Below are 26566 nucleotides of genomic sequence, written 5' to 3'. Positions count from 1 at the left end.
AATGGGAGACGTTATTGATATATATGGTTTATCACCTTTGCAAAAAGGAATACTGTTTCATACTTTATACGATCAAGATGATGAATATTCTTTTTCCTATATTGTACAAGTAGGTTTCTTGCTCGGGGGGCAATTGGATGTTGCTACTTTTGAAAAAGCTTGGGAATATGTTATTCAACGACATGAGGTTCTGCGCTCAGTATTTGTTTGGGAGGAAGTAGAAAAACCTCTACAAGCAGTTTACGAACGTCTTCCTTTTACTATTCATCAAGAGGATTGGAGTACCCATTCGCATGAGGAGAAGGAGAAGAAATTACACCAGTTTTTGACTGCAGATCGTAGCAAAGGGTTTTTATTGGATGAAGCACCATTGATGAGAGTCACTGCGATTAAAGAAGCAGAAGGGGAAACGAGAATTATTTGGACACATCATCATATTTTGCTAGATGGATGGAGTGTGTCATTGGTCTTTAGTGAAGTGATGGAAGTTTATCTCAAGATGATAAAGGGAGAATTGTTGAATCTTCCTAAATCTCTTCCTTATAAAAAATATATCCAATGGATAAATAAACAAGATCAAAGTCAAGCAGAGGAATTTTGGAAAGAAGAATTAAAAGGGTTCTATGCACCTACTCCATTAGCAATGGAAAGAAAGGATCAAGGACAAGAGAAGGGTTATGGGGAGTTTGCTTATCAAGTATCTGAGGAACTTACTGAGAATTTACAAGAGTGGGTACGAAATAGTCGATTAACGTTGAATACGTTAGTACAAGGTGCATGGGCTTATTTGATGAGTAGGTATAGCGGTGACAGTGACGTCGTATTTGGCGTAACTAGCGCTGGACGTCCTACTGATTTAATAGGAGCAGAGAATATGGTGGGGCTATTTATTAACACATTACCTACCAGAATTCGATTAACGGATAATACATCAGTAGTAGATTGGCTTCGTAAAATACAAATGAAAGAAATGGAACGAAGACAGTATGAGTATAATTCGTTGATAGATATTCAAGGCTGGAGTGAGGTTCCGCGAAATAGCTCCTTATTTCATACCTTGTATGTATTTGAAAATTATCCAATTCAAGGTGAGAGAAATGATGATTTAAGATTACTAGATGTTACAAGCACGGAACAAACAAATTATCCTTTAACACTCATTGTAATGCCCGGTAAGAAAATTACTTTAAAGTTGATGTATGATCGAAGCTATTTTAATGAAGAAACAATAAATCGGATTCAGAATCACTTATTGCAAATATTAATTCAGATGACGAAGAGCCTAGATTCAAAACTATTTGAAATTACTCATTTAACAGAAGAAGAACAGATGCGGTTACTAGAGGAATGGAATCATACTCAAGTTAATTATTCGGCTGAAGGCATGATTCATACGATGTTTGAGGAGCAAGTTAAAAAAACACCGGAAGCAATCGCGGCTAGTTACGAAAATGAACAAATTACCTATAAAGAGTTGGAGAAGCGTGCAAATCAGCTAGCTCATTATTTACAAAAGCATGGTGTAGGCCCAGAGTCTCTAGTTGGGGTATATATGGAACGTTCATTACAAATGATGATAGCGTTATTAGGTATTCTAAAATCAGGAGCAGCGTATGTTCCACTTGACCCTACTTATCCAGAGAGTCGACTTCGATATATATTAGAGGATGCTGGAATCGAAGTACTAGTGACGGAAGAGAATTCTAAAAATTTGTTTGTATCTGAAAATATTGAAACGATTTGTATGAATAAAGATTACACTGCAATTGAAAAAGAAGAAACAACCCCATGTATAAGTAGTGTAACAGGAGAAAATTTAGCGTATGTTATGTATACTTCAGGATCTACAGGGAATCCAAAGGGAGTAATGATTGAGCATCATTCAGTAATTAATTATCTAGAATGGATGCAACATAAACATCCGCTCTCTGAAAAGGATGTGGTCTTGCAGAAAACGCCATTCTCATTTGATGTCTCTGTTTGGGAATTGTTTTGGGGCATTCACGTTGGTGCAAGTGTATCTTTCCTACCTCCAGGTGGAGAAAAAGATCCTTCTATTATAGCTGAAGTGATTAAACAACATCAGGTTACTATAGTTCAATTTGTACCTTCGATGTTATCTGTTTTCTTAGATCACTTCAATCATATTGAAATGAACATGAATTGTTCGTCCGTACGCCATGTATTTTCTGGTGGAGAAGAACTAAGTTCAGGGTTAGTTAGACGATTTCAACAGAAATGGAATTATAGTGGACAAGTGAAATTAACCAACTTTTATGGACCAACTGAAGCCACTATTTATGTGAATGCATTTGATATTCAGCCTAATCAAGAATTTGTTTCTATTGGGCAGCCAATACAGAACACGCAATTATATGTATTAGACCAAAATCAACGCTTGCAATCAATAGGAATTGAGGGTGAGTTATATATTGGTGGTGCTGGTTTGGCACGTGGATACTTAAATCGTCCGAATCTTACTGCTGAAAAATTCGTTTCGCATCCATATCGATTTGGGGAACGACTATATCGAACAGGAGATTCAGTAAGATATCTAACTGATGGAAATTTAGAATTTATAGGTAGAATGGACCACCAAGTCAAAATGCGTGGTTTTAGGATTGAATTAGGAGAAATTGAAGCGACTTTAGAAAAATGTTCGTTTATTAAAGAGGCTGTCGTATTAGTTAGAGAAGATCGTCCAGGTGATCAACGATTGGTTGCATATGTAATAAGCGATGGAAATACCGAGGAGTGGAGAGAGTATTTACAAAAACAATTACCGACTCATATGATTCCAGCGCACTTTATAGAGTTAGAACACTTCCCGCTTACTCCAAATGGGAAAATTGACCGAAAGGCCTTGCCAGCACCTGATGAGCAAGTTATTGAAGATTTAAATGTGCTACCTCGGACGCCATCGGAAGAGCTTATTGCCTCGGTTTGGGGTCAAGTGTTAGGGATAGAAAATATTAGTATTCAGGATTCCTTCTTTGAACGTGGTGGGCACTCACTACTTGCTACTCAAATTGTCTCTCGATTGCAAGAACTGTTCCAAATTAAAATTCCATTACGTGAACTTTTCAAGCACGATACAGTGGAAGCATTGGCGAAACGGGTGGATCAGTTACGAAAAGAAGATAAAAAACGAGAGGTTGCTCCCCTTGTACCTATGAAACGAGAAGAAATTATCCCACTTTCCTATGCGCAGAAACGTCTATGGTTTATTGATCAATTAATGCCAAATAGTGCTATGTACAATATTCATGCAGCGTGTCGCTTAACAGGTGAATGGTCAATTGAAGCATTGGAGGCCGGATGGAATCAATTGTTGGAGCGTCATGAATCATTAAGGACGATAATTCTAGAACAAGAGGGTGAACCTTTTCAACAAGTTCAATCTCATGTATTCAGACATATTCCTCAAACGAATCTAACAGATCTCTCTTTGGAAGATAGGGAAAGAGAAATGAAACGGCTCATTCAAAACGAAGCTGAGGAACCATTTCATTTTGGACAAGATCCTCTGATTCGAACACGAATATTGAAAGTGGACAGGGAAGAATGGATTCTCATTTGTACGATGCATCATATTATTTCAGATGGATGGTCAATGGGAATCTTACTTGAAGAATGGATGGCTTTTTATGAAGGAGCATTAAGCGGCAAACCGGCGGAATTGAAGGAGTTATCTATCCAATATGCAGATTTTGTCATGTGGCAGAAGGAATGGCAAAAAGAAGAAAATTTGAATCAGCACCTTCAATATTGGAAGGAAGAATTATCTGGGGAACTACCGGTTTTACAATTACCGATGGATCGTCCTCGACCTGCAGTTCAAACCCATCGTGGTGCAAGTCAGTCCTTAATAGTGGCGAATTCCCTACAGGAAAAGCTCAAAGATTTAAGTCTGCAAGAAGGATGCACTTTATTTATGACATTGATGGCAGCGTATCAAAGCTTCCTTTCTCGTTATACAGGACAGGACGACATTATAGTTGGAAGCCCAATCGCTAATCGAAATGTGAAAGAGATTGAGGGATTAATTGGATTCTTTGCAAATACGTTGGTTTATCGAGCTGATTTCAGTGAAAATCCGACGTTCCAAGAACTTTTGTCGCAGGTAAGAAAAAAAGCGCTAAAAGCATACGAGTATCAGGACATCCCATTTGAGAAAGTGGTAGAATCCGTAAAACCTGAACGGAATACAAGTCATTCACCAATATTCCAAACTATGTTTACTTTACAGAATACGAAACAAGAGTTTCTTCAGCTATCTGAAAGACAAATGGAACTCATGGAAAGCCATGCTTCTGTTGCCAAATTTGATTTGAGTTTATTTGCTTCTGAGACGGAAGAAGGATTATCACTAACCTTTGAATATAATACTGATTTGTTTAATGATACAACCATTGAGCGTATGGCAAGTCATTTTGAGCATTGGTTAAATCAAATTGTCTCTCATCCAAAAGGTGTATTATCAGAACTGAATATGTTATCGAAAGTAGAATATAAGCAACTACTAGAGGAATGGAATAAATCGCGTGTTATAGATATGGAAGAAAGTACGATTCATACAATGTTTGAAGAACAGGTGAAAAAAACACCAGAAGCAATTGCAGTAGTGTGCGAAGATGAAGAACTAACATATCGAGAGTTGGACGAACGCTCGAATCAGTTGGCACATTATTTACAAAAAAATGGTGTAACATGCGAATCATTAGTTGGGATTTGCGTCACACGTTCATCTGAGATGATTGTCGGTCTCTTAGGAATTATGAAGGCGGGAGGAGCATATGTCCCAATTGATCCAGTGTATCCGGAAAGTCGACTACAGTACATTTTAGAAGATGCTCAAATAAAGGTACTGGTGACACAGGAAAAGTTACAACAAAAAATGGTTATACCTAAACTCGTCAACGTGATTTGTATTGATAGTAATCGAGCAGAAATAGAACAAGAAGTAACTACGGTATGTACGAGTGAAGTGACGGGCGATAACTTAGCCTATATTATCTATACTTCAGGTTCCACTGGAAATCCAAAGGGAGTAATGATTGAGCACAGGAATACAGTAACAATGATTCATTGGGCGCATCATACGTATTCCCGAAAGGAATTAGCGGGAGTGTTAGCTTCAACTTCGCTATCTTTTGATTTATCCGTTTTTGAAGTATTTGTTCCCTTAACGATGGGTGGTAAGGTGATTGTCACTGAAAATGCTCTACATCTAGAGAAGTTGTCTACCAAAGGTGTAACTTTGGTTAATACTGTGCCATCGGTAGCGAAGGAACTGGTTCGAGTAAAAACAATCCCTTCTTCGGTAAAGGTGATGAATTTGGCTGGAGAACCATTGCCATATTCGCTTGTTCAAGATTTATACGAGAGAAGTACAATCGAAAAGGTGTACAACCTATATGGACCGTCCGAAGATACTACGTATTCCACGTATATGGAATTAGAAAAGGGTGTCATGTATAGGGTACCACCAATTGGTAAACCAATATTCAATACAGAAGTATATGTACTAAGTGCCGAACAAAAAATGGTTCCAATTGGTGTAGTTGGTGAGCTATACATTGGTGGATCAGGGTTAGCACGTGGATATTTAAACCGCCCTGACTTAACGCAAAATCTTTTTATATCGCATCCGTTTAAAGAAGGAGAGCGAGTATACCGGACTGGAGATCTAGTAAGGTATTTACCAGATGGAAATTTGGAGTATGTTGGACGAATTGATCATCAAGTAAAAATTCGTGGGTTCCGGATTGAACTAGGAGAAATTGAAGCGGCATTACAAAGGCATATATTAGTTAACGAAGCTATTGTAATGGTGCGGGAAGATTATCCTGGCGATCCACGTTTGATCGCCTATGTTGTAGGAGACGGGGATGCTCAAAAGTGGCGTGATTATCTCAAGGATCAACTACCAAATTATATGATTCCATCCTATTTTGTTGGATTAAATGCATTTCCACTCACTCCTAATGGGAAAATTGATAGGAAGGCTTTACCAGCACCAGAGAAGCAGGAGATAGCGAGTTGTTATATTGCTCCTCGTACGTCTACGGAAAAAACAATTGTTTCGATATGGCATGAAGTTTTAGGTATGGAAAACATCGGAATTCAGGATTCGTTTTTTGAAATTGGTGGACATTCATTACTTGCTACGCAAGCTGTTTCCAATCTTAAAGAGGCTTTTGGAATCGAGATACCATTGCATGATTTATTTATGTTTCATACGGTGCAGCAATTGGCAGAACAGATTGATCAATTGCTCGATAACAAAAATCAAGAAATGCAGAATGATAGTAAGGAGAATGTAAGTCTTCAAGACTATGTTCAAAAAGAAGCAGAAGTGAGTAATGATGAAGAATTATTGGAACTACTTAAGCAATTAGAGGAGCTATCAGAGGAAGAAGCACAAGGGATATTCGAGAGTAATTTGATTGAGGAAGGGGTAAAAAAATGAGAAGTGATTTACTTGCAAAGCTGAGTTCACTTTCTCCTGAGAAGAGAGCATGGCTTCAGAAGCAAATGCAAAAAAAGGAGAATAAAGAAGCACTCCCGTTGTCTTATGCACAACAACGTTTGTGGTTTATGGACAGATTTAACCCAAACAGTTCTTTATATAATATTCCAACAGTATGGCATCTAAAAGGAAATTGGATACCTGAAGCATTAGAGAAGGGATTCAATCGACTCATTGAACGTCATGAATCATTACGAACTGTTTTTAAAGAAATAGGAGAACAGCCTGTGCAACAAATTGTCGAATTCCTTCCTAGCGCATTACCTGTAAGGGATTACTCTCAACTTCCTCTAGAAGTAAAAGAAAAAGAGGTAGATAGTTTAATTGCGAGAGAAGCGCAAGAACCATTTGATTTAATGAATGGTCCTTTAATTCGTAATCAGCTTGTTCAATTAGAGAAGGATGAATGGTTATTACTGTGTACGATGCATCATATTATTTCTGATGCTTGGTCCATTGGTATATTCATGAATGAATGCCTTGCTTTCTATGAAGAAGAAACAGGCGGAAATCCTGCTAAATTAAGTTCATTATCTATTCAATATGCAGACTTTGCGAAGTGGCAAAAGGAGTGGTTGCAAGGTGATGTGCTAAATCGTCAGCTTACGTATTGGCAGGAAGAATTGTCTGGTGAGCTTCCTATCTTACAACTGCCAGTGGATCGACCTCGACCGGTTAAGCAGACTTACTCTGGGGCTGCGCATCACGTGATTTTTCCTTATAAATTGCTCAGTCAATTGAAGGATATAAGTCGACAAGAAGGATCCACTTTATTTATGACTTTAATGGCCGCATACCAGAGCTTTCTCGCTCGTTATACGGGACAAAAAGATATTCTAGTTGGTAGCCCGATTGCAAATCGGAACCATAAGGGAGTAGAAGGATTAATTGGTTTCTTTGTTAATACATTGGTTTATCGATCAGATTTGAGTGGCACCCCTACTTTTCGGGAGATATTGAACCAAACAAAGAAAAAGGCGTTAAAAGCTTACGAATATCAAGATATACCATTTGAAAAAATGGTAGAAGCTGTGCAACCTGAACGAAGCATGAGTCATTCCCCTATATTTCAGACCATGTTTACGCTACAGAATATAAAACAAGAACGACTAGATTTGCCTGATAGAAGTATTGAAATGGTAGAAAGTAATATGTCTATTGCTAAATTTGATTTGAGCTTAACTGCCTATGAAGTGGAAGAAGGTCTATTCGTCTCATTTGAATACAACACGGATTTATTTGATAGTAGTACCATTGCACGTATGGCAGGACATTTTGAGAACTGGCTAAATGAAATCACGTATCATCCAGATGAATCATATACAAAGCTGTCAATGTTATCGGATACTGAGCAAAAACAACTCTTAGAAGAATGGAATGATACGGACGTAGTTTATGGTCATGATTGTATGATTCATGAGCTATTTGAGCAACAAGTTGCACGGACACCTGATGCAGTGGCGGTAGTTTATGAGGGTGGAAAGCTAACGTATCAAGAACTAAATGAAAAATCGAATCAATTGGCACATTTTCTACAAAAACGAGGTATCGGACCTGAATCATTGGTTGGTATATGTATTGAACGTTCTCCTGATATGATTATCGGTCTCTTTGGGATTTTGAAGGCAGGTGGGGCTTATGTCCCACTGGACCCAAGTTATCCTGAAAACCGCCTGAGATATATTTTGGAGAATTCACAAATTCAAGTGCTGTTAACAAAAGAGGCACTACAGGACTGGTTACCTAAAGATATTCAAGCAATTTGTTTAGACCGGGATCAAGTGATGATTTCTAAAGAGAGTAATTTAGCTCCGGTAAGTGGAGTAACAGCAAATAACTTAGCCTATATTATATACACTTCGGGTTCGACGGGAAATCCAAAGGGGGTAATGATTGAACATCATTCCGTTATCAACCGCCTACAGTGGATGCAGAAAAAATACCCATTGTCCGGGGAGGATACAATCCTACAAAAGACACCGTTTTCATTTGATGTTTCTGTATGGGAATTATTTTGGTGGTCATTTGTAGGAGCACGTGTTTGTTTACTTCCACCAGGAGGAGAGAAAGATCCTGCGGTGATTGAAGAGTATATTGAACGATATCGCGTGTCCACCATGCACTTTGTTCCGTCGATGTTATCTACTTTCTTAGATTATATGGAACTATATAATTCGAAAAGGGATGTATCGTCTTTAATTCAAGTTTTTACTAGTGGAGAAGCGTTAAACACTGAGCAGGTTCGCCGGTTTAAGGGGATCTTTTACAATGTTCAGCAAACAAAGTTAATTAACTTGTATGGTCCTACTGAAGCAACTGTGGATGTGACTTATTACGATTGTGATTTAGAAAAAGAACCAATGCTTATTCCGATTGGTCGTCCGATTGATAATACAGAGTTGTATGTGTTAGATCAATATCAACAAGTCGTCCCGATTGGTGTGGCAGGGGAACTTTACCTTGGAGGAGTAGGATTAGCACGTGGCTACTTCAATCGACCGGATTTAACTACTGAACGTTTTATTCCGCATCCCTTTAAGGATGGGGAACGATTATATCGAACGGGTGACTTGGTGAGATATATGAATGATCGTAACTTAGAATATATTGGAAGAATAGATAACCAAGTTAAAATTAGAGGATTCCGAATTGAATTGGGAGAAATTGAAGCAGCTTTACATGATCACTCATCTGTAAAAGAGGCAGTCGTGTTGGTGAAGGAAGATCGACCAGGAGATAAGCAGTTAATAGCTTATGTAGTGGGTGAAGGCGATACTGGGGAGTGGCGTGAATATCTCAAGAAGCAACTGCCACATTATATGGTTCCGGCATACTTTTTCAAAATTGAAGGTATGCCACTCACTCCAAATGGTAAGGTGAATCGGAAAGCCTTACTGGAATTAGAAGAACAGTTCATAAGTGAAGATATTACTTCATCACGAACACCAGTGGAGGAGCTTATCGTTTCCGTTTGGAGCCAAGTGTTAGGAATAAAAAATATTAATGTTCAGGATTCCTTTTTTGAAATCGGTGGTCATTCACTACTAGCTACTCAAGTAGTTTCACGTTTACAGGGAATTTTTCAAATTGAATTACCAGTACGTGAACTATTTGAATATACAACGGTGGAGTCACTGGCAAAGCGATTAGATCAGTTACGTAAAGGAGATAAAAAACGAGAGATTCCGCCGCTGATACCAATGAAACGAGGAGAAGCTATCCCACTATCTTATGCCCAACAACGCTTATGGTTCATTGATCAATTTACACCTAATAGTGCCCTTTACAATATACCAATGGTATGCCGCCTTACAGGGAATTGGCTACTTGAAGCATTGGAAACGGGATGGAATCAACTAATAGAACGTCATGAATCACTGCGGACGGTCTTTCACGAAGTGAACGGTCAACCCGTACAGCAAATTGAACCGTATGCTTTTCAATCAATTCCGAAAACGGATTTAACTATGCTTTCTTCTGAAGATCAAGAAGAAGTTAAACGTTTAATTCAACAAGAAACAGAAGTGCCATTTGATTTAACAGAGGGTCCATTAATCAGGGCAAGTATTTTGCACGTGGGAGAGGAAGAATGGATACTCCTTTGTACTCTACATCATATCATTTCAGATGGATGGTCAATGGGAATCCTACTTGAAGAATGGATGGCATTTTATGAGAAAGCAACGGATGGAAAGGTAGCGGAACTTGAACCATTGCCGGTTCAATATGCCGACTTTGCTCAGTGGCAAAAAGGATGGCTAAAGGAGGATGTGCTTGATCAACAACTCCAATATTGGAGGGAAGAATTGTCTGGGGAGCTTCCTGTACTCCAACTTCCTATGGATCGCCCGCGTCCCGCGATACAAACTCATCACGGGTCGATATACACTCTGGTTCTGCCAAGCACGCTACATGATAAATTGAATGAACTTAGTCGAAAAGAAGGGGCTACACTCTTCATGACGCTTTTAGCTGCATATCAAAGTTTTCTATCTCGTTATACGGGACAAGAAGATATTCTGGTCGGAAGCCCAATTGCGAATCGGAATTATAGAGAAATTGAAGGACTAATTGGTTTCTTCGTTAACACGCTGGTTTATCGAGCTAATTTGAGTGGTAGACCGACATTTCAAGATGTACTGTATCAGGTTCGTCAAAAGGCATTGAAGGCGTATGAATATCAAGATATTCCATTTGAAAAAATTGTAGAAGTTGTGCAACCGGAGCGAAGTACAAGTCATTCGCCAATCTTCCAGACTATGTTCATTTTGCAAAATATGAAACAAGAGTTTCCGGTGTTATCTAGTAGAAGTATTGAAATGATAGAAAGCCATAGTCCAATTGCAAAGTTTGATTTAAGTGTAATGGCAGCTGAGACGGAAGAGGGGTTACTTTTTACTTTTGAGTATAATAAGGATTTATTCAATGCTACTACTATTGAACGGATGGCAGGACACTTTGAGAAATGGCTACATGAAGTTTCTCATCGTCCACAAAATCCGTTGCATGACCTGAGTATGCTATCAGAACCCGAGCGTACTTTGTTATTAGAAACATGGAATGACACTGTAATGGAAATGTCTCATCAGGGTCTTGTTTGCGACAGATTTGAGGAGCAAGTAGCAAGGCGTCCTGATGCGATTGCGGTAGTTGACCAAACAAAACAGTGGACTTATGGTGAACTGGATACACAAGCAAATCAGTTGGCAAATGTTTTACAACGAAAGGGAGTAGCCCCAGAGTCAGTGGTAGGAGTTTATCTTCCGAGGTCAGCTGAGCTGATGGCAAGTTTACTGGGCATTTTAAAAGCTGGTGGAGCTTATGTCGTTTTAGATCCGTTGTATCCAAAATCAAGGTTAGAATACATGATTGAAGATGCAGGAATTCAATTTGTAGTGACGGCGGAAGGACAAGAAGGACATTTCGCACACGTCGAAATGGTGAGGTTAGAAGAATTAACGGTGGAAAGCGTAATCGCACCTACACGTCAAATAAATCCAGAGAACTTAGCCTATATTGTCTATACCTCTGGTTCTACAGGAAAACCGAAGGGTGTCATGGTTGAATATCGCTCATTAATGAATATGGTTTCTTGGCATCAGGAAGTTTATCATATTTCAGCAGAGGATCGTGCGACTCAGATTGCAGGGGTTGCTTTTGATTCGGCTGTCCAGGAGATTTGGCCGTATCTAACTGCTGGCGCAGCACTCTACTTGTCAACAGAGGAACTGAGAATTAATCCAGAAGCACTAAGGGACTGGCTCATTGATTCACGAATAACAGCTAGCTTTGCACCTACGCCTATTCTGGAAAGGCTCTTGAAATTATCTTGGCCAGATAAAACGGATCTTCGTTTTATCATTACTGGTGGGGATCAATTAACGCAGTATCCATCTAACGATATTCCTTTTGCGGTAATTAATCAGTATGGGCCATCGGAAAATACCGTTGTTACCACAGATTGTTATGTACCTGTAGGAGTGACAACAGGTACGCCATCGATTGGTCGACCGATTGCGAATACAGAAGTTTATGTGTTAGATTCTCATCTTCAGCTAGTACCAATTGGTGTAATTGGAGATCTCTATATTGGAGGGAAGAATCTTGCACGTGGATATGCTAATCGTCCGGATCTTACAAAGGAAAAATTTATTCCACATCCTTTCAAGTCAGGAGAACGTCTCTATTATACAGGAGACAAAGCAAGTTATCTTTCTGATGGTAATCTCCAGTTCCATGGCCGTATAGATGACCAAGTGAAAATTCGTGGTTTCCGGATTGAATTGGGAGAAATAGAAGCTGTTTTGCAGGCACATTCTTCTGTGAAAGAAGCAGTTGTATTGGTACGAGAGGATAATCAAGGTGACAAGAGATTAGTAGCTTATGTAGTTGGTGAAGGAAGTGTACATGAATGGCGAGAACATCTACAAACACATTTACCAAATTACATGGTTCCAACAAACTTTATTGAGATGGAAGTTTTACCACTTACACCGAATGGAAAACTTGATTTGAAGGCATTGCCTATACTTAGTGAACAATCCGCCGAAAATACTGTATACCCACGAACTCCGCTGGAAGAACTTATCGCTTCAGTGTGGAGGCAAGTGCTAGGAATAAAAGAAATTGGTGTTCAGGATTCTTTCTTTGAGCTTGGTGGTCACTCTCTACTTGCTACACAAGTGGTCTCACGTTTACAGGAAGTCTTTCAAATCAAATTGCCAGTACGTGAACTGTTCGAATATTCAACGGTCGAGGCATTATCAAAACGAATAGATCAGTTACGTAAGGGGAGCGAAAAACGAGAAATTCCACCATTGGTGCCGATGGAACGCGGAAATAATATTCCACTATCTTATGCCCAACAGCGCTTATGGTTTATTGATCAATTTGCACCTAATAGTGCACTTTATAATATGCCAATGGCATGCCGCCTTACAGGGAATTGGTTACCTGAGGGATTGGAGTTGGGATGGAATCAGTTAATAGAGCGTCATGAATCTTTGCGGACGGTATTTCATGAAGAAGAAGGTCATCCTGTGCAGCAGATTCAACCTTATATTTTCCGTCCTCTTCCGCAAATGGACCTAACTAAGCTTTCATTAGAGGAGAGAGAAAGAAAGTTGGAGCAATGGATTCAAACTGAAGTCGAATCTCCATTTGATTTAGAACAAGGGCCATTGTTCCGTGGGAAACTCATAAGAATTTCAGAAGAAGAATGGGTTCTTCTGTGTAATATGCATCATATTATCTCAGATGGATGGTCGATGGAAATCTTACTTCAAGAATGGATGGCATTTTATGAGAATGCGATTGGTGAAAAACAAGCAGAGCTGGAACCACTACCAGTTCAATATGCAGATTTTGCTCAGTGGCAAAGAGAATGGTTGAAAGATGAAGTACTAAATCAACAGCTTGCATATTGGAAGGAAGAATTATCTGGTGAGTTACCAGTCTTAATGTTGCCAATGGATCGTCCGCGTCCGCCAGTGCAAACCCACCATGGATTAACTCATAATGTGCTGTTGTCACGCTCATTACTGGATAAATTAAACGAACTAAGTCGTCAAGAAGGGGCAACGCTTTTCATGACCTTATTGGCATCGTATCAAAGTTTCCTTGCTCGTTATACGGGACAAACGGATATTATTGTTGGCAGCCCAATTGCAAATCGAAATTATCGAGAAATTGAAGGGCTGATTGGTTTCTTTGTCAATACATTGGTTTATCGAGCTGATTTAAGTAATGCACCGGCATTTCAAGAGTTGTTGTCTCAAGTGAGGATAAAAGCATTGAAGGCGTATGAGTATCAAGATGTTCCGTTTGAGAAAATTGTAGAGGTTATCCAACCTGAACGAAATACAAGCCATTCTCCGATTTTCCAAACCATGTTTACTTTGCAAAATACGGGACAGAAGCTACCAGAACTACATGGAAGAAATATAGAAGTAATAGAAAGTAATGCTCCTATCGCTAAGTTTGATTTAAGTTTAACTGCTGCAGAAGTGGAAGAGGGTTTATTACTTACTTTTGTTTATAGAACTGATTTATTTGACAACTTAACTATTGAATCCATGGCTGAACATTTTGGGAACTGGTTGAATGTAATCGTGGAGAATCCTGATAAATCATTAGCTAAGTTGCCTATATTGTCAGGATTACAGCAAAAACAGTTGGAGGAGTGGAATAATGATGCTGTAGCATATCCACAGGAAAGTACGATTCATCAGCTGTTTAAAGAGCAAGTAAATCGTACACCTGATGCGGTAGCAGTGGTAGATGAAAAACAGAAGTTAACGTATCGAGAGCTGAATGAAAAAGCTAATCAATTGGCCCACTATCTTCAGCAATGCGGGATTGGGAATGAATCATTGGTTGGACTTTGCTTTGAGCGTTCAGTTGAGATGATTGTTAGTATTATGGGGATTTGGAAGGCTGGAGCAGCCTATGTTCCATTAGACCCATCATATCCAGAGAGTCGTCTACGATATATTTTGGAGGACACTGGAATTCAAGTATTAGTTACGAACGAGTCATTGGAAGACTGGATACCTAAAGAAATCAAGATAGTTTGTCTAGATAGGGATCAGGCAATGATTTCAAAAGAAAGCATTCTTTCACCAAAATGTGAAGTAACAGGAGAAAACCTAGCGTATGTTATCTATACTTCGGGATCGACGGGGAACCCAAAGGGTGTCTTGATACAGCATCATTCTGTACTAAACTTGTCGCATGGTTTACAAAAAGAGGTTTTCGAACATGAGATACCATCTAACATGCATGTCGGTTTAAATGCGTCAATTGCCTTTGATGCATCTATCCAGCAATTACAAATGCTGCTTTATGGTTCAAGTTTGTATATTATTCCGAATGAAGTACGAAGTGATCCGGAGCAGTTTGTAGCTTATATTAGGGAGAACAAGTTAGAAATCTTTGATATAACACCTTCATTGCTTCAATTACTTATAGATGCCGGATTGTTAGAAACGTGCGATGGCGTTCATGCTCCAAGTAAGGTACTGGTTGGTGGTGAAGCAATTATGCCGTCATTATGGGAACAGCTAGTAGAGACTGATAAAATACAGTTTTATAATGTATATGGACCTACAGAATGTACGGTTGATGCAACATGCTATCATATCAAAAAAGATAGTAAGAGAGTAACAATTGGACGTCCATTGCCTAACGTCCAAACTTATGTATTAGATAGTAATAGGTTGCTAGTTCCAGTTGGTGTGATGGGGGAACTTTATATCGGAGGAGTAGGTCTAGCAAAGGGGTACTTGAATCGTCCAGAGTTAACATCCGAACGATTTATTTCTCATCCATTCAAAGAAGGCGAGAGGTTATATAGAACAGGCGATCTTGTGAGATATCTTCCTGATGGTAATATAGACTACTTAGGAAGAATGGATAATCAAGTGAAGATTAGAGGATTTCGAATCGAACTTGGGGAGATTGAGTCGACTTTACAAGAGCATGACTTGGTAAAAGAGGTAGTTGTAATAGTTAGGGAAAATCAGTCGGGAGATAAGAGGTTAGTAGCTTATGTAGTGGGCGAAGGTAGTGTAGAAGAATGGCGAGAGTATCTTAAAACAAAACTGCCAATCCATATGATACCTTCCTACTTTGTCGAAATGAAAGAATTACCGCTAACCATAAATGGAAAGGTTGATCGGAAATCGTTACCTATACCAGATTATCAAGGAATACAAGAAGGCTACGCAGCCCCAAGAAATGAACGTGAACATAAGCTTTCTATCATTTGGGAACGTGTGCTAGGTTCAAAACGTATTGGTATTTATGATAACTTTTTTGAAATTGGTGGAGATTCAATTCTTAGCATTCAGATTGTCTCTCGCGCAAAGCAAGCTGGTTTACAGTTGACACCAAAACAACTATTTGAACACCAAACGATTGCTGAGTTAGCGCAAGTAGTCAAAGAAGAACAAGGTGTACAAGCTGAACAAGGAATTATAACTGGAGAGACGATACTTACACCTATTCAGCAAATGTTTTTTGCGCAAAATCATCCTAATCCACATCATTGGAATCAATCCATGTTCTTTAGAACGAAAGAAAAATTGGACATAGGATCACTGGAAAAGGCAGCGCGTAACCTTCTACTTCATCATGATGCCCTGCGTTTAAGATATGAACGTTTACCTAATGGGACTTGGGAACAGTGGAATGAAGGAATTGAAGAACAATTGATGCTGACTGTCATTTCATTAGACGAAGTGCCGGAAGCGGATTGGCATGAAGTTATTCAAAAAGAGATTAATGTTGCACAAGAAAGATTGAATTTACATGATGGTCCTTTAATGAGAATGGTGTATTTTGATGAAGGTGAGGAGACTGGTCGATTATTTTGGACAATTCATCACTTAGCCGTGGATGGTGTTTCTTGGCGGATTTTATTGGAAGATTTGCAAACAGCATATACGCAAGCGGTCCAAGGGCAAAAAATTCAATTACCTATGAAGAGTACATCTTTTAAAGAATGGTCGGAGAAATTACAACATTACGCTCAAACTGGAATATCAAAAGAAGTGCTACATTACTGGGAGCAGCAGGTTGAACAAGACGTAGTTATACTGCCAGTAGATGGTACTATAAGTAATCCAGTAAGCGCAGTAACTGAGGAAATTACTGTGGTGTTAAACGAGAATGAGACCCGTATGTTATTGCAAGAGACTTTAAGCACTCACCGTGTCCAAATCAATGAAGTATTATTAGCAGCATTGGTACAAGCTACAGCAGCATGTACGGGGCAGCCGATATTAAGCGTAGATTTAGAGGGACATGGTCGAGAAGAGATTATTGAAGATGTTGATTTATCGAGAACCGTGGGATGGTTTACAAGTATTTACCCAGTTCATTTAAATATTACTAATGCTAATACGCCAATTGCAGCATTAAAAGCAGTTAAAGAACAAGTTCGCAAAATTCCTAATAAGGGTGTTGATTATGGGGTGTTGCGTTACATGAACACAACAATGTGTGAGCCATTAAGCTCCCAATATACACCGTCTATTAGTTTTAACTATCTTGGACAATTTGACCAAATGTTTTCTAGCGATGCAATGTTTATTCCGGAGAACGAATTTAAGCGTTTAGATCATGCTGCCGGTTCCAAGCGATCGCATGTAATTGATGTAATTGGGGTTGTAACGGATGGAAAACTTCAGTTCACTTGGGTATACAATGTTGGACAATTTGCCAAATCAACGATTCAAAGTATTGCACAGAATATGCTATATCAACTGAGTACATTGATTCAATTTTCAGATAGAGAATCTGCACTGACCATTTCGGATTTTGCAATGGCTAATCTTAGCCAAGAAGGTTTGACAAATGTACTAAACAAAATGCATCGCGGAAAGAACAATCAGATTACTGATTTATATCCACTATCACCTTTGCAAGAAGGTATGATTTTCCACACATTGCATGACCAAGGGGATGAACATGTTGCACCGTATATAGTGCAATTGAGTTTTATGATTCGAGGAAAAATGAATATTTCTACATTTGAGCAGGCGTGGAAATCTGTAATTCAGCGGCATGAAATTTTTCGTACAGCATTTGTATGGGACGAAATTGAAGAACCTGTACAAGTGGTGTATGAAAATATCCCATTTAAAGTGAACAAAGAAGACTGGCGTACAATGACAAGTGAAGAGATAGAGGAAAAAAGAAAAGTCTTTTTGGCATTAGATCGAAAACAAGCCTTCCAATTTGATGAAGCACCATTGATGCGGGTAACAGTCATTCAAGAAGGTGAGGAAGAATATCGGATTGTTTGGACCCATCACCATATTTTACTGGATGGATGGAGTTTACCATTAGTATTTAATGAATTACTTACAGTCTATCAGAAGAGAATGAATGGAGAAGCTGTGAAGTTACCTAAGTCCTCACCATATAAGAAATATATCCAATGGCTAAGAGAGCAAGATAAGGAGCAGGCGGAACAATTCTGGAGAGAGAAGCTAAAAGGTTTTACTGCGCCAACTTTGCTGGGCTTAGAAAGTAAAGAGGAAGAAAAAGGTTACACAGAGAAGGTTACGTATTTATCAGAAGAGCAGACTCAAGCGTTACAAGGATGGGCGAAACGCAATAAACTTACTTTGAGTACAGTAATTCAAGGTGCATGGGCATATCTCATGAGCCGATATAGTGGAGAAAATGACATTGTTTTTGGTGTAACAAGCTCAGGGCGTTCTACGGAGATTATTGATGTTGAAAACATCGTAGGTCCTTTCATTACAACGTCACCGACGCGAATTCAATTGATGGATGATATAAAATTAATAGATTGGTTGCAGAAGATACAAGAGGAAGAGATAGAAAGAAGACAATATGAGTATGCTTCTTTGACAGAGATTCAGGGGTGGAGTGAAGTTCCTAGAGGAATACCGCTGTTCAATAGTTTATATGTGTTTGAAAATTATCCAGTGAAAGAGGAGTCTTCAGAAAATCTGGAAATTGGTGAATTGGAAGGGGTAGAACAAACCCACTACCCATTAGGGTTAGCTGTAGTTCCAGGAATCCAGTTATCGTTAAAGTTAATGTATGACCGTAGTAAGTTTAATAGAGTAACCATTGAACGAATGCTGGGTCATTTACACCAAGTGTTAATGCAAATGCTCAAAAACATTGATCAAAATCTATCGGAGCTAGTATATATTACGGAAGCTGAACAAAGAAAGCTATTGGAAGAATGGAATAATAATACTATATCCTATCCACGTGAGAATGCAATCCATCAACTATTCGAAGAGCAAGTACATCGTACGCCTGACGCGTTGGCAGTGGTAGATGAAAAACAGCAACTAACATATCGAGAGCTGAATGAAAGAGCTAATCAATTAGCCCATCATTTACAGAAATGTGGAATTGGGACAGAGTCATTAGTTGGCCTTTGCTTTGAGCGTTCAGTTGAGATGGTTGTTGGTCTCATGGGAATTTGGAAGGCTGGAGCAGCCTATGTTCCATTAGATCCATCGAATCCGGAAAGCCGCCTGCAATATATTTTAGAAGACACGGGAATTAGAGTGTTAGTTACAAATGAGGTATTACTAGGATGGATACCTAAAGACATCAAGACAGTTTGCCTAGATAGGGACCAAGCAATGCTTTCTCAAGAAAGCAAACTTTCACCAATATGTGAGGTAACAGGGGAAAACTTAGCGTATGTTATCTATACTTCTGGTTCGACAGGGAATCCAAAGGGGGCTTTAGTACAGCACCATTCTGTAATAAACCTATCCTATGGTTTACAAAAAGAAGTTTTCTCACATGAGATACCTAGTAATATGCGCGTCGGTTTGAATGCGTCAATTGCCTTTGATGTATCTATTCAGCAATTACAAATGCTGCTGTATGGTTCAAGTTTATATATTATCCCAAGTGAAGTTCGCACTAATCCGGAACGATTTGTGTCTTATATTAGGGAGAATAAATTGGAAATGTTTGATATGACACCTTCATTACTTCAATTACTTATAGATGGAGGATTACTAGAAACAAGTGCTGATGTTCATGTGCCAAGCAAGATATTGGTCGGTGGTGAAGCAATCATGCCGTCATTATGGAAACAGCTAGTAGAGACTGAAAAAATTGATTTTTATAACGTATACGGTCCTACAGAATGTACGGTTGATGCAACGTGTTATCATATCGAAACAGATAGTAAGAGAGTTACAATTGGACGTCCGTTGCCGAACGTTCAAACTTATGTATTAGATAAAAATTTGTTACCTGTTCCAGTTGGTGTAACAGGTGAGCTATATATTGGTGGTGCAGGTATAGCGCGAGGATACTTGAATCGTCCAGAATTAACAACAGAGCGATTCATCCGTCATCCATTTAATGAAGAAGAGCATTTATATCGTACGGGAGATTTGGTTCGTTATTTACCTGATGGTAATTTAGATTACTTGAGAAGAATTGATAATCAAGTGAAAATTAGGGGCTTTCGTATTGAACTTGAAGAGATTGAAGCGAGTATAGAGAGGCATCCATTGGTAAAAGAAGCAGTAGTTTTGGTGACAGAGGATAAGCTAGGAGAGCAGAGATTGGTTGCTTATGTAGTTGGAGATGGAAGTATGCATGACTGGCGTGAATATCTCAAGACACAAGTACCGAATTATATGGTTCCCGCACACTTTATAAAGGTAGACAAGATTCCTCTTACACCGAATGGAAAAGTTGATCGAAAGGCATTGAACAGTTTAACAATTCAAAGAGAAAATAATTTGTCTACACCAATCATTCCAAGGGATGAAATTGAATATCAGTTGATTAAAATCTGGCAGGATGTGTTACAGATAGAAGATGTCTATGTAAATGATGATTTCTTTAATAGAGGGGGACATTCTCTCCTTGTAATTAAATTGATTTCAAAAATTAAGGAGAAGTTTGGAAAAGAGATTAAGGTGTCTACATTGATTAAGAATCCAACATTGGAAGGAATCGCATGCCTTATTCGTGATAAGCATGATATGACAAAATCTGTATCAGCGCTGGTTCCACTACAAGAATCAGAGAAAAGACCTTTCTTCTGTGTTCATCCGTTTATGGGGAATGTATTCTGTTACATTCAACTAGCAAGATTACTTAAGAACCATTGTTCATTTTATGGTTTACAGAATCCTCTTATAGAAAAGGGAGAAATTGATGAATTGACCTTGCCGGAAGTAATTCAACTTTACATTGAAGAAATCAAACGTGTTCAGCCAGAAGGTCCATATCGTCTTGGAGGATGGTCTTTAGGCGGTGCGATTGCTTATGAAATCGCAACTGTACTAAAGAATCAAGGTGAGGAAGTTGAGTTGTTGATACTAATGGATACGAAAGTACCTTCAGAGCAGGACTATAAAACAACGGAGGATATGCTCTCATATATATATGAGCATTTCATTTCTAGAGATTTTACTGAGCGGGGGGAAGGCCTCTTCCATGAACAAGATATGCTTGTAGAGCGATTACTTATGGAAGGAGTACTCCCGCCTGATGCAGATCTTATGAATTTGAAGCAAGTTATCAATGCTCATAGGAAATGCCTGAACATAATGGCAGATCATGATTTAATACCATACTCTGGAGAAGTTCTCTATTTTAGTGCTGAGGAAGGAAAAGAGTTGTTTACAGATTGGGGACCTTTATTAAAAGGAAGAGTAAATAAGTATTCTGTCCCTGGATCACATGAGGAAATAGTAGACTTCCCCGCAGTTGAAAAGATAGCTAAGTACCTATTAAATGAATTTGAAGAGATAAAAGAAACATCCCTTTCATTAACTGAAAAGTAGAGAGTGCAAAAGATGCAACGCTATGAACGAAAAGGGCAGCCCAATAACTGCAAATAAAGTGTAGGCAATAATGAATATATCAAGAGTATTACTTTTTAAGAGGATAATGTAAAAAGTAATTGGTAGAGACATAGAAATCTTTGTAATAGAAGCGAATGCTTGATGATATTACTGAGGAAAGGTGCATATTTTCATTGATATGTAAATATGCACCTTTTCTATTGTATTTGCAATTTAATAAAGTTAATTTGAATTTATGTAACGCACATATATGAAGCCATCTTTTAAAAAAGGAAGTGATTTATCATACACATTCAAGCTGTGAAAATACCAAAGAATATTGAAAGTCATTTGTTTAAGCAACTTAGTAACTTGGTTTCAAATGAGAAGAAAGAACGAATAAAGCGTTTATTAAACTCATGCGACGTTAATAGGACCCTGATAGGGGATTTACTAATCCGATCTCTAATCTGCCAAAAGTATAAAATTAATAATGAAGAAATTAGATTTAAATATAATGAGTATGGAAAACCTTTTGTTGAAAATTTTTCTGACTTTCATTTTAATCTGTCACATTCAGGAGAATGGGTGGTTTGTACTACTGCTAATTTTAATGTGGGTATTGATATAGAAAAGATTTCAGAGATAGAGGCTCTTAAATTAGCAAAAGAATTTTTTTCAGCGGATGAATTTTATGATATATCTAATATGAATTCTGATGAACAAATTATTTGTTTTTTTGATTTATGGACATTAAAAGAAAGCTATATAAAAACGATTGGAAAAGGGCTTTATACCCCATTAAATTCATTCTCTATAAAAAAAGAATCACGAACTTTAATTTCATACAAGAATATACCTAAAAACTTTTACTTTAAACAATATAACATTGATCCAAATTATAAGTTATCTGCTTGTGCAACAAGGGATGAATTTCCGCAAGAGATAATAATTAAAGACATTTATGCAATTTTCCAAAATATATACAAATTTGAAAGTAAGGAGAAAATCAATGCAGAAGACTAAACTTTTTTGCTTTCCACATGCTGGGGGATCTGCGTTTAGTTACGCAAAATGGAAAAATCACTTTAATCCATATATTGAGGTAGTCTCGGTAGAGTTAGCTGGTAGAGGATATAGAATTGAAGAAAACTTGTACCAAAGTATGGAAGAGGCAGTAAATGATGTCTACAATAAAATAGTTATGCAGATAGATGATTCGCCCTACATTCTATTCGGGCATAGCATGGGAAGTTTGATCGCCTATGAAGTAGCCAGAAAAATAAAAGATTCTAAAAACGTATCGCCTGAATTTCTTGTTTTGTCCGGTAGAAATCATCCAAATAGTAAAATAAAAAATATCCGACATAATCTTTCTAATGAGCAATTTAAAAGAGAAGTTATTGCAATGGGAGGTACACCATCTGGGGTACTGCAATCAGAAGAATTAATGGAGATCTTTCTCCCTATTCTAAGAGCAGATTTTAAAATCGTTGAGACGTATATTCATGACAAAAATACACAACCATGTGATATTGATTTTCTTATATTTAATGGGGAAAATGATGAATTTACTACATATGATCAAGTAATAAAATGGGAACGATACACAAGTAAAACGTGTACTTTTCATTCTTTTGAAGGTAATCATTTCTTTCTAAATGAAAATATTGAAGAAATAGCAAATAGTATTAAAAGAAAGTTAGATTCTAAAAGATTATCAAATAGTTTTTAGAGTTTTATAAGTATGCTCATAGCTAAAAATATTAAAGGGTTTGAAGTATACACTTCTTGTGCAGATATGCATGGCAAAAAGACAATCGAGTACATTCGGTGGTCTTTTTCTATTTTTATGGAGTTTGTGGCGAAATGCTAGACTTGCTAGATTGTGGATCTGCGGGTTCAAGTCCTGTCATTCCGACCACGAGGGGGTATAATTTAAGGGTAAAACAGGGGCCTCCAGAACCTCTGATGTGGGTTCAATTCCCGCCATCCACTTATACTTGTTCATTAAAAGGTTTCACAAACAATATGTAATACGTTATGGGTACTTACATAAATTTATTGATTTTCAGTTAAAAAGTATTGTGCGATTATACACGTTATGTTACAGTTATGTTACTAAGTTGTTACAAGATATCATAAATGTTTCGGTATTATTTCTTGTTATTTCCGTAATGTTACGAAAAACTATAAATATTGTTATGTGTATAGGAGTGTGTGTAGTAAAAAGTCTGAGTTGAAAGTACGTGCACACTTTAAATTTCCTTTTTGTCTGAATGAAGAAGACTACCAACTAATTAAGGGCTTTAAAGTAACCACTTTAAATAAAATGTGCTTCCTTTCCCACACACAATTGAGTACATATTTAAAGTACAGTCTAATTGCTACACAGACTCTTGTACATATAAACATTAAGGTGAAATAGAGATAAGAATTCATTACATAAAAAGCATTACCAAGCTAAACGTACAAAATATCATCTGTGCATTTTGATGAAATGTTAAAATGCCTAGATGATATTTTTTTGAAGAATTCTTGGATATGTTTATGAATAACAATTCCTAATACTTAATGATTCTCTACTACTAAAACATCCGATAATTTATGTAATTAGATTTATAGGGTGTATGTACATTCACTTATATAGGGAAAATGAGGTTTTTCATATGAAGTATAGTTATAAAGTGTTTATATTTATTTGGACAATTATTTTATTGTTTTTTCTACTTTATTTTGGTTACAGTGAAATTTCCGAAAACGAGCAAATGCCAGTCATAACAATCAAACAATAAAAATAAGAAATACTACAAAAGCAAAACATAATAAAAATAGATACCCGAAAATGTTTAAGAACAGGAACAATTACATGCATAAACAACCTTACGATTTCCATGCATACCCCACGTCATTTGGGCAATAGGGGAAAAGTATTATTATTTGGCGTGCGCAATCTTCCATCACTAGTAGAAACGGAAAGTTCCGTATACCTGCTGAAGGAGGAAGATGTCTACCTGCCAGGGGGCGGATCTATTCAGCATCTAGAAATATTGGAATTAAAAGTGTAGAAAACAAATAGTGAAAAGGGAACATATCTTGTGATTCCTTTTTTATTCTTGTAGATAAGTCTGGGGAGAAAACGGGGATTTCTGCACGTAACATAGATCTCATCGGTATACTAATTGTGTTTTACGTATAGCTGGGAGTTGGTGTGATGGTATTTGCAATGGATGTGAGATTCCGTCATTCTTTTCATGAAATTGAATCATTAGACATTCCAAATATATTGTTTCCGAGTCAGTGCAGGAAATTGTATCAAGTGATTGGAATCGGCATTCAAGAAGAATTCCGCAATCCCTATGTCATTATAAAAGAGCAACATGGTTCCGTTACATTCCGATTACCAGAAGAATTATCAACATGGGTGCAGAACAAATTATTACTTGTTAAAGGGGGCCAGTTTGTTTCCATACTGCATTTCAGTTAGCCATGCGAAGTTTTGTGCCATTTTTTGATCTCGGATATAAAAAGAATAGTCTGTCAGGTTAGGTGAGGAGATGCCACCTCTGACTTTCACATCATACGTAGGATGTGGTGTAACTTGAATCAATTCAGATTTATGATTCTGAATAAACATTCTAACCTTTTCAAACTTGTTAATTACAGGCTGTATCTCCATTTTAAACCGATCATAGGGATATGTTTTATTTTTATTGTAATACCTATCCAGTTCAATCAACTCTGACACTGCTGTATCAAATTCACTCTTTACTTCAGGATTTACTTTTTGCAACCATTCTTTTGCATAAGAGCGGAATGAAGATTTATAAAACAAATTCATATCAAAACCAGCTAATGTGAGTGGCTTTCCTTTTTCTTTTTGTTCTTTCATATAGGTAAATAATTGTTCAAGTTCTTCAGTTTTCCATACAGAGTATAAGGATTGTTTCATCGCTTCTGTAGCGGTTGAGTTATCAAAATTTTGCTGAACAGCTGCTGCTTCCCAAAGCCCTGTTTCAAATGCAATCACATCATATTCCAGGTGTAACAGCTTGAGAGGAAGTGCTGGAAGACGGGATCCCTAAGAAAGCAAAAAAACTAGGTGTGAAATAATCAATTATTTGTGATGGTGGATTCTCCTAGGTGGAGGTTCGCCGTTTTTTATTATATGTTATGTTGTGGTTTTTATATAAAGCATATTGAAAAGATGGATTAAATCTTCTGGAATGATGTCTCCATAATTAATAACTTGTACAATAACCTTTCAATTATCACTAAATCCATTCATATCAACAAGTTGTCCCATATATCCCTTTGTAGCAATATCTTTTAAAGTACGCTAAAAAATACCCTTTATTTTATCTTTATCTTATCTTTACCTTATCTTTAAATTTTTATATTAAACTTAAAACCTTAAAGTATTGATGTTTGAGTCTAAAAAGGGCGGGAGATAGATGTTCATTACATAGTTTGTAAATAACCAATTACCTTTGAAAAATTAAATTTTTTATACGAGGAGGAATATATGAAGGATACAAGTAAAAAACAAATTATAAAAGTGTTCCTTATTAGTATTTTAGGCTTAGTAATAATACTTGGAATGCTATATTTTAATCATAAAACCAATATTCAACAAAATAAAGCGCAAGCCACCGAAAAACGTGTATTGCAATATGAGTCTACCTTAAAAAAAGAATTAGAAAAATATAATTTAGGAGAGAAAACACCAATTTTATTAGGAATTATGTATCAAGAGAGTAGAGGTGAGGGAAACGATCCTATGCAGTCATCTGAATCACTTGGATTAAAGCCAAATGAAATTCAAGAGACAAGCTTGAGCATTGAACAAGGGGTAAAACACTTTGCTAAAATGTATAAATATGGAACGGACAAGGATGTTAGCATGGATACAATTATTCAAAGCTATAATATGGGGCCAGGTTATATTGATTTTGTTGCTAGTCAAGAAGTTAAACAACACTCGGAGGATTCAGCCAAAAAGTTTTCTAAGATGAAAGTTGATCAAAATCCAGCGATGTATACTTGTGGTGGAAATAAAAATAATTTTAGGTATCCATATTGTTATGGTGATTTCGTGCGCCCATAAGGGGCAAGGAAAAACGGTGATTGCAAGCCGTTAGGTTAACCTTACATGACCTAGTATCACTTGGTTTACCTTGGAGGGAAACTGAAGGGGGACAACAGCATGCCAAGAAAG

The 26566-nt window shown here is 37.5% G+C and carries 7 protein-coding genes and 1 pseudogene; 6 read left to right on the top strand and 2 right to left on the bottom strand.

Going from position 1 to position 26566, the window contains the following annotated elements; all coding sequences use genetic code 11:
- Position 1: 1 nt before the first annotated feature.
- The 5 genes from ACTFR3_RS15005 (at position 2) to ACTFR3_RS14985 (ending at position 24835) form a co-directional block, all read left to right on the top strand.
- Entirely contained in the window at positions 2-6472 is a 6471-nt protein-coding gene (locus ACTFR3_RS15005; protein WP_440044522.1) for an amino acid adenylation domain-containing protein, read from the top strand.
- Positions 6469-21348, top strand: coding sequence for a non-ribosomal peptide synthase/polyketide synthase (locus ACTFR3_RS15000; protein ID WP_440044521.1), 14880 nt, complete (start codon positions 6469-6471; stop codon positions 21346-21348). The genes ACTFR3_RS15005 and ACTFR3_RS15000 overlap by 4 nt, the downstream gene beginning before the upstream one ends.
- 321 nt (positions 21349-21669) lie before the next feature.
- Positions 21670-22374, top strand: coding sequence for a 4'-phosphopantetheinyl transferase family protein (locus ACTFR3_RS14995; protein ID WP_440043811.1), 705 nt, complete (start codon positions 21670-21672; stop codon positions 22372-22374).
- Positions 22361-23083, top strand: coding sequence for a thioesterase II family protein (locus ACTFR3_RS14990; RefSeq protein WP_440044520.1), 723 nt, complete (start codon positions 22361-22363; stop codon positions 23081-23083). Before ACTFR3_RS14995 ends, ACTFR3_RS14990 begins: the two co-directional genes overlap by 14 nt.
- A gap of 1479 nt (positions 23084-24562) precedes the next feature.
- A complete protein-coding gene (locus tag ACTFR3_RS14985) occupies positions 24563-24835 on the top strand; it encodes a hypothetical protein (RefSeq protein ID WP_002164541.1) in 273 nt (90 codons plus the stop codon).
- Here ACTFR3_RS14985 and ACTFR3_RS14980 read toward each other — a convergent pair.
- Positions 24788-25378 (bottom strand): erythromycin esterase family protein, encoded by a 591-nt coding sequence (locus ACTFR3_RS14980; protein WP_002183587.1) that lies wholly within the window; start codon positions 25376-25378, stop codon positions 24788-24790. The genes ACTFR3_RS14985 and ACTFR3_RS14980 overlap by 48 nt on opposite strands.
- A 159-nt stretch (positions 25379-25537) precedes the next feature.
- Positions 25538-25660 (bottom strand): annotated as a pseudogene (locus ACTFR3_RS14975) (vancomycin resistance histidine kinase VanS); the annotation flags it as partial.
- Between the two features lie 213 nt (positions 25661-25873).
- On the opposite strand from ACTFR3_RS14975, the gene ACTFR3_RS14970 reads away from it, so the two are divergent.
- Positions 25874-26455, top strand: a complete 582-nt coding sequence (locus ACTFR3_RS14970; RefSeq protein ID WP_060852128.1) for a lysozyme family protein — start codon at positions 25874-25876, stop codon at positions 26453-26455.
- The last annotated feature ends 111 nt before the right edge of the window (positions 26456-26566 follow it).

It is taken from the genome of Bacillus cereus group sp. MYBK14-1 (genome assembly GCF_051916885.1).
GTDB classification, from domain to species: Bacteria; Bacillota; Bacilli; order Bacillales; family Bacillaceae_G; genus Bacillus_A; species Bacillus_A cereus.
The sequence above is the reverse complement of the archived record's forward strand: the minus strand, read 5'-3'. Positions and strand labels throughout refer to the sequence as shown.